The organism is Desulfovibrio biadhensis (assembly GCF_055388615.1).
Window position 1 is genome coordinate 2,154,466 of record NZ_AP042477.1, and the last position, 12,769, is coordinate 2,167,234.

The 12,769-nt window shown below is 53.1% G+C and carries 9 protein-coding genes; 5 read left to right on the forward strand and 4 right to left on the reverse strand.

Annotation, left to right across the window (positions count from 1 at the left end; translation table 11 throughout):
* The first annotated feature begins 542 nt into the window (after nt 1–542).
* Both pta and ACZ5EH_RS09405 read left to right on the forward strand, forming a co-directional pair.
* The gene (gene pta, locus ACZ5EH_RS09400) at nt 543–2,684 is read left to right on the forward strand and encodes a phosphate acetyltransferase (protein WP_464277866.1); all 2,142 of its coding nucleotides are present in this window, start codon (nt 543–545) and stop codon (nt 2,682–2,684) included.
* A 38-nt stretch (nt 2,685–2,722) separates the two neighbouring features.
* The gene (locus ACZ5EH_RS09405; protein ID WP_464277867.1) at nt 2,723–3,118 is read left to right on the forward strand and encodes a hypothetical protein; all 396 of its coding nucleotides are present in this window, start codon (nt 2,723–2,725) and stop codon (nt 3,116–3,118) included.
* A 50-nt stretch (nt 3,119–3,168) separates the two neighbouring features.
* Here ACZ5EH_RS09405 and ACZ5EH_RS09410 read toward each other — a convergent pair whose 3' ends face one another.
* Nucleotides 3,169–5,082, reverse strand: coding sequence for a tetratricopeptide repeat protein (locus ACZ5EH_RS09410; RefSeq protein WP_464277868.1), 1,914 nt, complete (start codon nt 5,080–5,082; stop codon nt 3,169–3,171).
* A gap of 323 nt (nt 5,083–5,405) precedes the next feature.
* Between ACZ5EH_RS09410 and ACZ5EH_RS09415 the strand changes: the two genes are divergently transcribed.
* Both ACZ5EH_RS09415 and ACZ5EH_RS09420 read left to right on the forward strand, forming a co-directional pair.
* A complete protein-coding gene (locus ACZ5EH_RS09415) occupies nt 5,406–5,663 on the forward strand; it encodes a hypothetical protein (protein ID WP_464277869.1) in 258 nt (85 codons plus the stop codon).
* A gap of 268 nt (nt 5,664–5,931) precedes the next feature.
* On the forward strand, nt 5,932–8,361 hold the full coding sequence (locus ACZ5EH_RS09420) for a methyl-accepting chemotaxis protein (protein ID WP_464277870.1): 2,430 nt from the start codon (nt 5,932–5,934) through the stop codon (nt 8,359–8,361).
* A 155-nt stretch (nt 8,362–8,516) separates the two neighbouring features.
* Here ACZ5EH_RS09420 and ACZ5EH_RS09425 read toward each other — a convergent pair whose 3' ends face one another.
* A complete protein-coding gene (locus ACZ5EH_RS09425; protein WP_464277871.1) occupies nt 8,517–9,191 on the reverse strand; it encodes a PilZ domain-containing protein in 675 nt (224 codons plus the stop codon).
* A gap of 245 nt (nt 9,192–9,436) precedes the next feature.
* On the opposite strand from ACZ5EH_RS09425, the gene ACZ5EH_RS09430 reads away from it, so the two are divergent.
* On the forward strand, nt 9,437–10,234 hold the full coding sequence (locus tag ACZ5EH_RS09430; RefSeq protein ID WP_464277872.1) for a TVP38/TMEM64 family protein: 798 nt from the start codon (nt 9,437–9,439) through the stop codon (nt 10,232–10,234).
* 9 nt (nt 10,235–10,243) lie between these two features.
* Here the strand turns inward: ACZ5EH_RS09430 and ACZ5EH_RS09435 are convergent, their stop codons facing one another.
* Together ACZ5EH_RS09435 and hisD are read right to left on the reverse strand one after the other, a co-directional pair.
* On the reverse strand, nt 10,244–11,140 hold the full coding sequence (locus ACZ5EH_RS09435; RefSeq protein WP_464277873.1) for a phosphoribosylaminoimidazolesuccinocarboxamide synthase: 897 nt from the start codon (nt 11,138–11,140) through the stop codon (nt 10,244–10,246).
* Nucleotides 11,141–11,327: 187 nt separating this feature from the next.
* Nucleotides 11,328–12,650: a histidinol dehydrogenase gene (hisD, locus tag ACZ5EH_RS09440; RefSeq protein ID WP_464277874.1), complete on the reverse strand. Its 1,323-nt coding sequence runs from the start codon at nt 12,648–12,650 to the stop codon at nt 11,328–11,330.
* Nucleotides 12,651–12,769 lie beyond the last annotated feature (119 nt).

The window sequence follows — 12,769 nt, forward strand, 5'->3', positions numbered from 1 at the left end:
GCGTAAGACAAACGGCGCATGTGCAAAAGTTGCGCAGAAGCCCGCGGTATAGCTTGTATTCCAGAATATGAGCTGCGTCTATTCTGGAATTGCAAACTGCAATGGCCGTAATGAAACATGGGTGCACAAGTTCGTTTTGCGTTTGTTTTAAGAAAACTGTGGCTCGGGTATAGATTTTCAACGTGTGTTAGGGTGAAATTCCCTGGCATGGCAAGCGAATAGCTGTAAGTGTTGCAGAGATGCCACTGGCTGTCGCGGAATTTCCTATAAAAATTGGTTATTAGATGAAAAAATTTGTTTTTTGTAGTGACTAGGATTGTAAAAAAAGGCACAATAGGGGGTAGGGGTAGATGTTTGTCCGATTTTTCAGAATCCAGGCTGTGTATGGACTTATGAGACGCAACGCCCTGCCCCTTCAGCCGTTCGGGTATAATGATTACCAGCTGATGCACATGATGGCACGGTCTTTGTTAAAGAAATAAGGTAATGGTCCACGTTCCTCTACCCGAACGTGGGCGGAGAAAACAATCGAAGGAGCTAACGTGTCCAGGAATCTCTACATCACCGCTACAGAAGCGAAAAGCGGCAAGTCTGCAATCGCGCTGTGCGTCATGCGCTTGTTGCTATCCGGTATTCAGCACGTGGCCTTCTTTCGCCCCATCATCAATGATCCCGAAGAGGGCGGCAGAGACCATGATATCAACTTGATCCTCTCCGAGTACAAGTTGGATATTCAGTACGAAGACACTTACGCCTACACGCTTTCTGAAGCGCGGGCGCTGATAAATAACGGTCAGCACGCAACGTTGCTCGAGAATATCCTGCAGAAATACAAGTCCTTGGAATCCCGTTATGATTTTGTTCTCTGCGAAGGAACAGACTTTTTGGGTAAGGACGCTCCTTTTGAATTCGATCTCAACGCCGATATTGCCGCAAACATCGGCTGCCCCGTGCTGCTGGTCGCCACAGGAAAGGGCAGTGTCGAAGACCTGGTTGCCTCTACCCAGTTGACCATCGATACCCTGGAAGAAAAGGGTGTCGAACTTGTTTGTGTGATTGCCAACCGTTTTATCGGCACTAAGGAAGAAGCGCAGCAAGCCAAGGAATCCCTGGTTTGCAACATACACTGTGAAACGCCGCTGCTGGTCTACGTTATCCCCGAAGAGGCCAGCCTGGGTAATCCGACTATCAACGATGTGCGGAAATGGCTGGGCGGTCAGGTCCTGTATGGACACGGCAGGCTGGACACCCTGGTCAAGGACTACATCATCGCAGCCATGCATATTACCAACTTCCTTGAATATCTCGAGGAAGGCGGCCTGGTCGTCACACCGGGCGACCGCTCCGACATCATCCTTTCCAGCCTGGCTTCGCGACTGTCTTCTTCATACCCGGACATTTCGGGTATTCTGCTGACAGGCGGCCTGCAGCCCGCTTCCAGCGTGCACCGCCTCATCGAAGGGTGGACTGGTGTTCCGGTCGCCGTGCTTTCCGTGGAAACCAACACCTACAAGACCGCCCGTAGACTCATGGAATTGTATGGGCGTATCTCCCCTGAGGATGTGCACAAGATTGCCACGGCGCAGGGTGTTTTCAAGGATAACGTCAATTCCGAAGAGCTCCGTGAGCGTCTGGTGACAACGGTCTCCACGCGCATCACCCCGAAAATGTTCGAATATACGCTGATTGAAAAGGCCTCGGCAGACAAGCAGCACATCGTCCTCCCCGAAGGCAGCAGCGAGCGCATCCTGCAGGCGGCAGACATCCTGGCAAGAAGGGGTGTGGGCACCTTCACCATCCTGGGCGATCCGGACAAGGTGAAAACCAAGGTATCCGCTCTTGGCCTGCAATTCGGTAGTGATATCGAAGTGGTAGACCCCGTAAAGAGCGAAAACTACGAAGACTACGTGCAAACGTACTATGAGTTGCGCAAGCACAAGGGCCTGCTCATAGACGACGCCAAGGACCGCATGTCCGACCCGACCTATTACGGCACCATGATGGTCTACAAGGGGCATGCCGCCGGCATGGTTTCCGGTTCCATTACGACCACTGGTCAGACCATCCGACCTTCCTTTGAAATCATCAAAACAAAGCCGGAAGTCTCCATTGTGTCCAGCGTTTTTCTGATGTGCATGAAGGATCGGGTGCTGGTTTTTGGTGACTGCGCCGTGAACCCCAACCCCGACGCGCAACAGCTTGCCGAGATCGCGCTCAGTTCTGCGCATACCGCCAAAATATTTGGCATTACGCCGCGGGTCGCCATGCTTTCCTACTCCACCGGCGCCTCAGGCAAGGGACAGGATGTGGATAAGGTCGTCGAGGCTACGCGTATCGCCAAGGAACGTGCGCCTGAGCTGCTTCTGGAAGGCCCCTTGCAATATGATGCGGCCATTGATCCTGAGGTTGCCAGGACAAAAATGCCGGACAGCAAGGTTGCCGGATACGCAACAGTGTTTATCTTTCCTGATCTCAACACCGGTAACAACACGTACAAGGCAGTGCAGCGGGCGGCTGGAGTGGTCGCCATTGGGCCTGTTCTGCAGGGTCTGCGTAAACCGGTCAACGATCTCAGCCGTGGCTGCACCGTGCCTGACATTGTGAACACGGTGGCGATAACGGCTATTCAGGCCCAGGCCGAAAAAGCCCGGGCTGCAACCAGCGAAGACGCCAAGCCTGCGTAACCCGCAAGGTTTGTTTTATCGCTGACAGGGGTAGTAGTATGAGTAAAAGTACAGTTACAGACATCCATCTTGATCTCGATCGGATGCGCGTCATTTGCCAGTGGGACGAACCACGGCAGGTGGTGCTTAACAAGAACTCCATGACTGTGGCAAAACGCAAGTCGGTTTCTTTGCGTGTAACACAGGGCGGGCGATTGAACCGACAGGATCGCGAGCGTCTGGAAGGACACCCCAAAATGCCGGCCGTGTATTCCTTCCTCGAGGCTATGAAGCGGAACAATCTGCTCCCGATGAATAGCCTGGAGCCCCATACCTGCGAGATTTGCGGCGAATCCAGCCGTGTCTTCCCGCACTATGCGCCGGGGCGGAAAAAGGTGGTTTGGCGTTGTGGCGCACATCGCTACCACGATGAGAGCACACCCAAAGGCAACTGATTAAGGGCGCTCTCCCGGATAGACTGCGGGAGAGCGCCCCTTCTCTCAAATCACGCCTGCTTCTCCAGCACGACCACAAAACCCTTAACAGGGACTGACGCTTCGTTGCGCGTGGACACTTCCTGCAATGAGTGGAGCGTAAAGCCTGCATTTGCAGCCAGTTCGCGCACATATTCCGGCGCGTGAAGGTAGCGATTGTTCTCGCCTACAATAAATCCTTTGCTCTCTGTTCCGGAGGGGGGGGACTGTAAAAGCTCCAGGCTGAAGGCGAACAGGCCGCCGGGGCGCATCCGGTTGTAGGCTGCCGTAAAAACGGCGTGCAGATCTCCGACATAAACAAACACGTCCGCCGCGACAATCAGGTCGTAGTCCTGTGTCATCCCCAGGAGTACTTCTTCGAGATCGCCTTCCAGCAAATCTGTGTAAATTGCGCGTTCTCTGGCCTTGGCCAGCATACGTCGGGAGATGTCCACGCCATCCAATCTGCGCGCAAAGGGACTGAGAACAGCGCCACAGAGTCCGGTGCCGCACCCCAGGTCCAGGGTGTCCCATCCGTTGCTGGCCGCGTCCACGATCTCTTGTTTGCGCAGCCAAGGGGTGAGCGCGTCGAGGAGTATCTCCGGCCCTTTGTATTCGAGTTTTTCCTGAAGATGTCTGTCAAAAATGCCCGCATACTGGTCAAAAAGTTCACGGACGTGGGCTTCTGGGGCGCGTTCCGGGGTCGCGCGCAGTCCGATGCCAGCCAGATAGAGTGCGACGCCCTTGGCGTCGGCTGGGTCCAGCTCCAGACAGCGGGTGTAGAGTTGGAGGGCTTCATCAATGCGCCCCTGCCGTTGTAGCACGTATGCCAGGCGCACGAGAGCAGATGTGGATTCATCCAGTTCCATGGCCTTGCGAGCGGCTATTTCTGCCTGCTGCAGATCGCCTTCCTTTTCCAGAAGGTTTGCCCAGTTTGTCCATGCTTCCGCGTAATCCGGCGCACAATCTCTGGCTCTGCTGAACCACACATCGGCGCTTTGCCTGTCACCCTCGTTGAGGGCCAGCACACCCAGGTTGTTCATCGCCACAAAGCAGCGCGGGTTTTCCGCCAGGGCTTTGCGATAGCACCGTTCCGACTCCTCGATTTCACCGGCGCCTTGCAGCGTGTGCCCCAACCTGAACCAGGTGTCTTCGCATGGAGTCAGCGCAACGGCTTCACGTGCGTATTGGATGGCGGTGTCGAGTTCTCCCTGTTTTTCCAGGGCGCCTGCAAGGCCAAGAAGCACTTGCCCTTTGCTGCCTGTGTCAGGTTCCAGGCGCAGGGCGCATGAGAATGCGTCAACCGCGTCATCCAGTTCGCCAAGGGCTGAGAGCGCGCGCCCCAGATTGCAGTGGGCAGCGAGATTCGCAGGGTTGCGTCCGAGAAATTCTTTCAGAAGCGCAGCTGCTTCTTCGTGGCGATCAAGGCCATTGAGCGTGGCGGCGTAATTCAGCGGCAAGGCGCCCTGGTCCATTGTCTCTGGCCAATATGCAAGGGCGCGTTCGTAGGCTTGTGCGGCTTCTTGCAGTCTGTCGAGTCCGGCCAGGGCATCGGCAAGGGCGCGCCAGGCCGGACCATGGTCCGGGCGCAGGGAAACCCCGCGTTCCAGCAGCGGCAGCGCCTGGGCATATTCGCCTCTGGCTGCATAAACGGACGCCAGGTTTCCGACTGCGGCGGGATTGTTGGGGGCAAGCAGCAGAGATTCCCGGATGCAAGCGGCTGCGGCATCGAGTTCGCCTTCTTGAAAGTGCAGAATGCCCAGCATGTGCCTGGCCTCAGGAAATTCCTGGCTATCTCGTGCTATCTTTGCATACAACCCGCGGGCAGTGGTCGTGTCTCCCTCGCGATGCGCCTCCAGCCCCATCGCCAGCAATGAGGGAGGAATTTCTTCAGAAGTATTGCTATGCTGTCTTCGTTTTGCAGCACCCTTTTTTTTGGCTTTCATGGCGCGCCTTTTATATGGTTGGATGTTTGGTTGGTGAGCACCCTCGGTAATGAATGAGGCGATGATGCCAACAAGACAGCAAAGGTCAAGAGGCGGATGCGCATGTTTATATGAGAAAAAAGGAAGAAGAGCAGGGAAGGGGGGTGTACGTGGTTGGGGTACCCTTTACGGAACAGTAAAGGAGACATATAGGAGTAAAAGCGCCACCAGTTTCAATGTTGAGACGTGGCGCGATCAGGTCTTAAAATGTTGTCACATGAATATAAAAACAAGCAGTTATTGCAATAACTATTTTGTATCAGGGTGTATGAAAAGGAATGGCAATGCGGAAGCATCAATTTGTTAAGGTTGATTGCCTTTGTAAAAAAAAGGCAACACAGTTTGTGTGTAATTATTGCGGTGTTGTGGAATATAGAAGTAAAGATGAAGTGACGCGTATGTCAAAAATGCAGGCAAAATGCGACCATGCCAATGCTCCTGAAGCAGACCCTCAAGAGCAGTTCAAGTCGATGCTGGGCGGCAACTTTAATTGTCTTTCACCGGACTACGAAACCTATAACCAAGAGAAAGCGCGCTCTTGATTCCTGCCTCATTTCCCTTCCTTTTTGTTTCTGAATTGCAAGCTGCAATAGCTTTTGCTGTTTATTTTATACCTTAAAGGTCTAGTATGTGTTGTAAACAGCTGAACTGATGTGTTGTTGCGATTTTATTTGTGTTTATGTGTGAATAAACGCACATTTATTGCCTTCCTGTATAAATTCTTGTAATAATAATTCACTATTCGTCACCTTTGCAGTATGTGGGCGGAAGATACTTGAAAAAGTTGGTACATTTATTACGGGGGGAAGGATGCGAATCAGTTTAAAGTATAAACTTTTTTTTCCTCTGGTGCTGGCGGGTCTTGTGTTTGGAGCTGGTGGCTATTGGTTGATAAAGGGCAAACTGTCAGAATTGCGTGATAATTTTGTGCAGCAGATGGCAGAAGCAACCAATCAGGAGCTGGAATCAAGCATCAATATTCTTTCGCAACAGGTGTATGAGAAGGCGGCCATGTTTTCGCAACTGCCCGCCGTGCTTGCAGCCTATGAGCAGGCCCTTGCCGGTGATATTGACGATGAGCGCTCGCCAGCTTCTCAGGAGGCGCGGCAGAATCTCCGCGCGGCGCTGAACAGCTTCCAGTCAGGATACAAATCGCAAACAGGCGAAAATCTCCAGCTCCACTTCCATTTGCCTAACGCCCGCAGTTTGCTGCGTTTGTGGCGTGAAAAACAGGCCAAGCGCGATGGCAAGTGGGTAGATATTTCTGATGATATTTCCAGCTTTCGCAAGACTGTCATTGAGGTCAACGAAACTGGTGAAGGCCGCAAAGGCATCGAGTTGGGGCGCGGCGGCTTTGTCATTCGCGGCATTGCCCCGGTCAAGGCGGCGGATGGAAAGCAGTTGGGGTCTGTGGAGGTGCTTACCAGCTTTGCCCCCGTCCTTGCAGCGGTGACGCAAGATGCAAACCAAGGCGCAGCGTTGTTCATGGACGCGCAGTTCCTTAAAATAACGACTGCGTTGCAGGACCCCGATAAATTCCCGGTAGTGTCGGAAGCATTTGTGCTTGCCGTGCCTTCCGCAGACGGCAGCGTGCAGAAGCTTGTCAATGTAGCATTTCTTTCACGCTCCAAGGAAGGGTTGACCATGGAGATTCACGGGGATCAGGCCATTGTCGGGTTCCCGGTGCGAGATTATCAGGGCAACGCCATTGGCGTCATTGTGCACAGCAGCGACGTAAGCCAGGCAAATGCCATGATCTCTTCCGTGACGGGTATTAACGGCTTGATCCTGGTACTGGCCCTCGGTCTGGCCATTATTCTGGGCATTATGATGTTTGTGCTCAAGGTGCAGCGCCCCACCAATGCGATTATCACAAAGATCAAGGATATTGCAGAAGACAGGGCGGACCTCAAGGCGCAACTGCCTGTTCATAGCAATGACGAGATCGGCGAACTTTCCATGTGGTTCAACCGACTGACCAATAAGTTGGACAGCATCATTTGCGGTTCGGAAATGTACATGAATATGGTCAACGCAGTGCCTGACCCCATGTTTGCCGTGGACAACGACATGCGGATCATCGTGATAAACGATGTGGTTGCCAAGCTTTTCAACAAGTCGCGTGAAGAAATCGTGGGAATGCAGTGCCGCGACCTTTTCCAGCACGAAATGTGCGATGGTAATGATTGCCCCATCAAGTGTGCGATGGCAAAAGGCAGCCGCCATGAATCAGCCATAATTTCAATGAACATAGATGGGAAGATACATCACATGCGCCCGTTCAGCGATGTAGTGCAGGACTGCGAAGGCAACAAGATCGGCTATTTTGAGGTTCTTGCAGACGTTACTGATCTGATCGATAACGAGCGTACATTGAATGAGAATATGAGACGTTTGGAAAATGTGGGTCAGGAAATCCAGATGGCGGCCAGTTCCATAGCCGATGCCTCGCAAAGTGTTTCCGTTCTGGTGAATCAGGCGCAAGAAGGGGCGGATCAGCAAAGTGATCGTGTTGGCTCCACTGCCACTGCCATGGAAGAAATGAACGCGACTATTCTGGAAGTAGCCCGCAATGCCGCCAGTGCGGCGGAGCAGGGGGATCAGGCCACCATCAGGGCAAGAGATGGCATGGGAGTTGTTGGTGACGCGGTATCGGCCATCGGCAAAGTCGCCAGTCTTTCCGAAGAGTTGAAGCGGGACATGGGTTCTCTTGGCGAGCGCGTCGATTCCATCGGTAAGATTATGGACGTAATTCAGGACATTGCAGACCAGACCAACCTGCTGGCTCTCAACGCCGCCATTGAGGCGGCGCGCGCCGGTGAAGCCGGCAGAGGCTTTGCCGTGGTGGCGGATGAAGTGCGGAAACTCGCTGAAAAGACCATGGGCGCAACAAAGGAAGTGGGCACCGCCATCAGCGCCATACAAGATGGCGCCACCAAAAATATACAGGGTATGGAGCAGGCTGCCCATGCTGTGGATGAAGCCACGGGCCTGGCAAGCAGGTCAGGGGACGTGCTTCAGGAGATTGTCTCGCTGATTGAGGCGACTGTGGCGCAGATTCAGGCGATTGCAACGGCTGCGGAACAACAATCCGCCACTAGCGAAGAAATCAATCGCTCCATGGAAGATATCAATCGCATTTCAGCAGAAACAGCGAATGGTATGGCCAACATAGCTGAGTCTCTGGATAACCTGGAAAGTTTGTCCAGCAGGCTCAAGGCATTGTCCCACGAAGGATAAGGATGGTCATGTGAGACGCTTCCATACCTTCCTTTGGTAGAGTGAATCGTGTTCTAATATATCAGGGCGTTACCGCAGAAAAACGGTGACGCCCTTTTTATTGCTGCGCTTGAAAGGAATTCTTTTGGTCTGTTATCAGGCTGGAGGTTCTGGCGCTACAGGCGATAGTTAAGAACCCAGGTGATGAATTCCGTTATCCGTTTTGATACATGTTCATCCAGATTGCAGAACTTCAACCCCAATGTTGCGCCATCTTTTTCCCTGCGCAAGTTCTTTACTTCGCACATGGCGGTAAGTTCCTCTGTGCTTTTTACAAGATAAAAACGTATGGGAACCGGTTTGTCTTTGGGGATGAGTTCAAGTATGTCACTGCTTATATTGCGCAAGGTGATACCACAGCCTGATGTGCTGATATTACCGATCATGCAGGTGCGTTCCTTACCACCTATAGGGATTCTTGCCGGAAGATGACAATCAGTTCGTGTAGCTTTGCGAAGGTTGCAAATTTCAGCATCAGTTGGATATGTAAAATAAATATGGCGAAATGGTGATGTAGTATATAATATGACTTTTGCCATGAAGCCGTTTATGACGCCTTCCTGGGTGAAAAATATTTTAGTTTTGTTCCCTTTGTACAAATAGTTGTATGCCAGTTTGTCTTCACCAATAACGGGAGCAAGTGAAACAATAAAATAGCTTTTGCGCTCCATACCAATGAAATACGTTTTAATTTTGCCCCCAAGCCCGGCAGGTTCAATAATGACACGGGAGCCTATGGGGATGCTGAAGGTGTCGACGTCAACGCGGCGTATTTGGGCATCGTTTGTCATGCGAGAAGTTTCCTGAATGAGATTGGCTATGGAACGAGACAAACACAGAATAGCATTACTACTGAGCTTTTATCCTTCGTAAGCATTACCTAATAATTATATTGGAAATCTCCTCCAGTGTCACGACAGTTCCATTGCAATTGTGCAAATGTAAGGTTTTATGGTCAGGTGGTAAGGAGAGTGGTCCTTGCCTCTCCCCTTGAAAAGGGATAGGCACTCGCTACGGCGAAGGGTGACGATGCGTAGTGAACACGTTGCCCATGCCGGCTTTTCAACACGCCATGAAGCAGGATCATGAATTGAGCCACCAAGAAAACGCAACGGATACAACGCAGCAGGTTACCAATGGGGCAGATGAGGCCGCAGCAAAGCGCTTCAGGAAACGCTCCATTGTCAAAGCGGTCATCTTTACCATAACGGCTTTGCTGCTTTTTCTTCTATTGCGGGCAACTCCTTTGCAGCATTTGCTGGAGCCCGCATGGGTGGACAGCCACATCAAAGGCCTGGGCAGTCTCGGTGTACTGCTATTTGTCTTGCTGGGAGCGTTGTTCACCGGGGTAGGAGGGCCGCGTCAAATAGTGGCCTTTCTCAGCGGCTATGCCTACGGTGTCGTTGGCGGCACATTCCTGGCCCTGTTTGCCGTCTGTCTTGGCTGCATTGCTTCTTTTTCCTACGCACGCTGTTTGGGACGCGGTTTTGTGCAGCGTCGTCTTGGCGCAAGGCTCAAACGCGTTGATGAAATTTTTTCAAAGAGCACTGTCAGCACCACATTGCTGCTGCGTTTTTTCCCGTTTTCAAACAACCTGGCCACCAATCTCATGGCGGGGGTGAGCAATGCCCGCCTCCGCTGGTTTCTGGCCGGCTCCGTATTGGGGTATCTGCCGCAGACGCTGCTTTTCACGCTCCTTGGCAGCGGCATCCGCCTGGGCGCCGAGTGGCAGGTGGGCCTTTCTATCGCACTTTTTGTGGGCTCTCTTGTCCTGGGATACGTCCTGTTCCGACGTCATTGGCGTCTTTACAGGACGACCCAGGACGAGATTTGATCTGTCAGGCTAGACGCCCAGTTGCAGCCCGGTAAGCGTTTCGTAGGCTTCTACGTAACGCGCGCGAGTCTGCTCAATGACTTCTTCAGGCAATGCAGGCGCAGGGGGTTCTTTGTCCCAGGGTTGGGCGGAAAGCCAGTCGCGCAGGTATTGTTTGTCAAAGCTCGGTTGCGAGCGCCCCGGTTCGTATCCCTTCTGCGGCCAGAATCTCGATGAATCAGGGGTGAGCACTTCATCAATGAGCAGCAACTTGCCGTCCACCATGCCAAACTCAAATTTTGTGTCGGCGATGATGATGCCATGCTCCTCGGCATAGTCGCGGCCTGCCTTGAAGATGTTCAGCGACAACCGCTCCACTTTTTCCATCAGTTCTTTGCCCGCCATTTCACGGGCCTGCTCCACACTGATGTTTTCGTCGTGGGCGCCCAGTTCTGCCTTGGTAGATGGCGTGAACAAGGGAGTGGGAAGCTTTTCGCTTTCACGCAGACCGTCAGGCAGCTTGTGGCCGCATACGGCGCCGTTCTTTTGATAATCCTTCCAGCCAGAACCCGTAATGTACCCTCTGACAATACATTCCACGGGGAGCGGCTTGGCCTTGTGCACCAGTACAGCGCGCCCTTCAAGTTGGTCAGCGTATTTATCCAAGGGGGCGGGGAATTTGTGCACATCAGATTCCTTGATGTGGTTTTCCACGATGCCCTTGAAACGCTCCATCCAGAACAGGGTGATCTTGTTAAGGATAACACCCTTGTATGGAATGGGTTCCGCCATGATCACGTCAAAGGCCGACATGCGGTCCGTGGTGATGATAAGCAGCGTCTCTGCATCCACTTCATAGATGTCACGCACCTTGCCGCGGGAGTGCAGTTTCAGTTCCGGTATGTCGACACGAGTTACAATCTGCATGGTGATTACTCCTGTTGCAGCGGAGTCGCTGGAGGACAAATGTTTTAAAATTGATTCTCCAACGGCCCCCTTGTCAAAAATTATGCTGTTAAAAGGGGGCATTAACCCCTTAAACATGCAAGCTCTTAAAAAGACAGGATCGGAAAAAGCTCTTTCAGGAGCGTTTTCGCGTAATGGCGCCCCTCATTTAGGCTTTCTTCACTCTGCACTCAACGCTACGGGCGTGTGCTTCAAGACCTTCCAGTCGCGCGAGCCGTGCAATTTTGTCGGCATGTGCAGCGGCATAGGCGCTGTTGCCGGCAATCAAGCTGGACTTTTTACAGAATGTCTCAACCGACAGTCCGGATGAAAAACGAGCCGTCCCCATGGTGGGCAACACGTGGTTTGGCCCGGCAAAATAATCGCCAATGGGTTCCGGCGTGTGCGCGCCCATGAATATAGCGCCGGCGTTGCGCACCGAACCAAGAGCGCTCCATGGTTCTGCAAGCACCAGCTCCAGATGTTCGGGGGCGATGCCGTTGACCAGTTCCATGCCTGCATGCAGGTCTGGGACAATGACAAGTGCGCTCCAGTCAGCCAAGGCCTTGGTGGCAATGGCGTTACGGGGCAGACTGGACAGCTGCAGTTCAAGCTCTTTGCATACCGCCTCAGCCAGGGGCGTGTCCGGCGTGATCAGTATGGAAGACGCCATGGGATCATGCTCGGCCTGGGAAAGCATGTCCGCGGCAAGCCATGCGGCCTGCGTTTCCATGTCATCCAAGGCAGCCGCTTCCGCAAGGATAACGACTTCGCTGGGTCCTGCGATCATGTCAATGCCCACCTGGCCGATGAGAAGCTGCTTGGCAGTGGTCACGTGGATATTACCAGGGCCGGCGATGACGTCGCAGGCAGAGATGCTTTCCGTACCATAAGCAAGGGCGGCAATTGCCCATGCGCTGCCGCAACAAAATACGTTTTCAAGGCCAAGAACATGGGCGGCGGCAAGAATATAAGGGTTCAGCGAACCATCCTTACGCGGGGGGGAAACAAACGTAATTTCTTGAACGCCTGCAACCTGGGCCGGGATTGCGTTCATCAGCAGGCTGGAGATAAGCGGTGTCTCTCCACCTTGGCCACCAGGCACATAAAGCCCTGCCTTATCGACAGGGCGGACCATGCGCCCCAGCACCATGCCGTCAGGTGCAGTATGCCACCAGGAATGCTGGACCTGGGCTTCATGGTACGCGCGGATATTATCGACAGCTTCCTCAATTATTGCAAGGTCGGCGGCAGGAATGCTGGCGGCTGCCTTGCGCAGGGCATCAGGGGGCGTACGCAACATGCCTTTAGTGAATTCGGGGCAATCAAATCGCCGGGTGTACTCCACCAGGGCCTTGTCTCCGTTTTCGTGAACATCAGTCAATATATCCTGAACACGCTCCCGGATGGTTGCGTCATCGGCTCCGGCACGTTTTTCCAGCCATGTTGTTATCGATGAAAGCTCAGGGTTTTTCAGTATCCGGCAAGGCATTGTCGCTCCTTGAATTGCAGTGCTTGCGTAGCTGATGGGGAACCACTGTGTGGCGTAACGGCGCAGTCAGATTGTGTTGTGTGTTTCCTCAAGCCGCGCAAGAACGATGGCATAGTATA

Bases quoted from the DNA above. Each gene is read 5' to 3' on its own strand.
- ACZ5EH_RS09405 (WP_464277867.1), top strand. From the start codon at position 2,723: ATGAGTAAAAGTACAGTTACAGACATCCATCTTGATCTCGATCGGATG.
- ACZ5EH_RS09410 (WP_464277868.1), bottom strand. From the start codon at position 5,082: ATGAAAGCCAAAAAAAAGGGTGCTGCAAAACGAAGACAGCATAGCAAT.
- ACZ5EH_RS09415 (WP_464277869.1), top strand. From the start codon at position 5,406: ATGCGGAAGCATCAATTTGTTAAGGTTGATTGCCTTTGTAAAAAAAAG.
- ACZ5EH_RS09420 (WP_464277870.1), top strand. From the start codon at position 5,932: ATGCGAATCAGTTTAAAGTATAAACTTTTTTTTCCTCTGGTGCTGGCG.
- ACZ5EH_RS09425 (WP_464277871.1), bottom strand. From the start codon at position 9,191: ATGACAAACGATGCCCAAATACGCCGCGTTGACGTCGACACCTTCAGC.
- ACZ5EH_RS09435 (WP_464277873.1), bottom strand. From the start codon at position 11,140: ATGCAGATTGTAACTCGTGTCGACATACCGGAACTGAAACTGCACTCC.
- hisD (WP_464277874.1), bottom strand. From the start codon at position 12,650: ATGCCTTGCCGGATACTGAAAAACCCTGAGCTTTCATCGATAACAACA.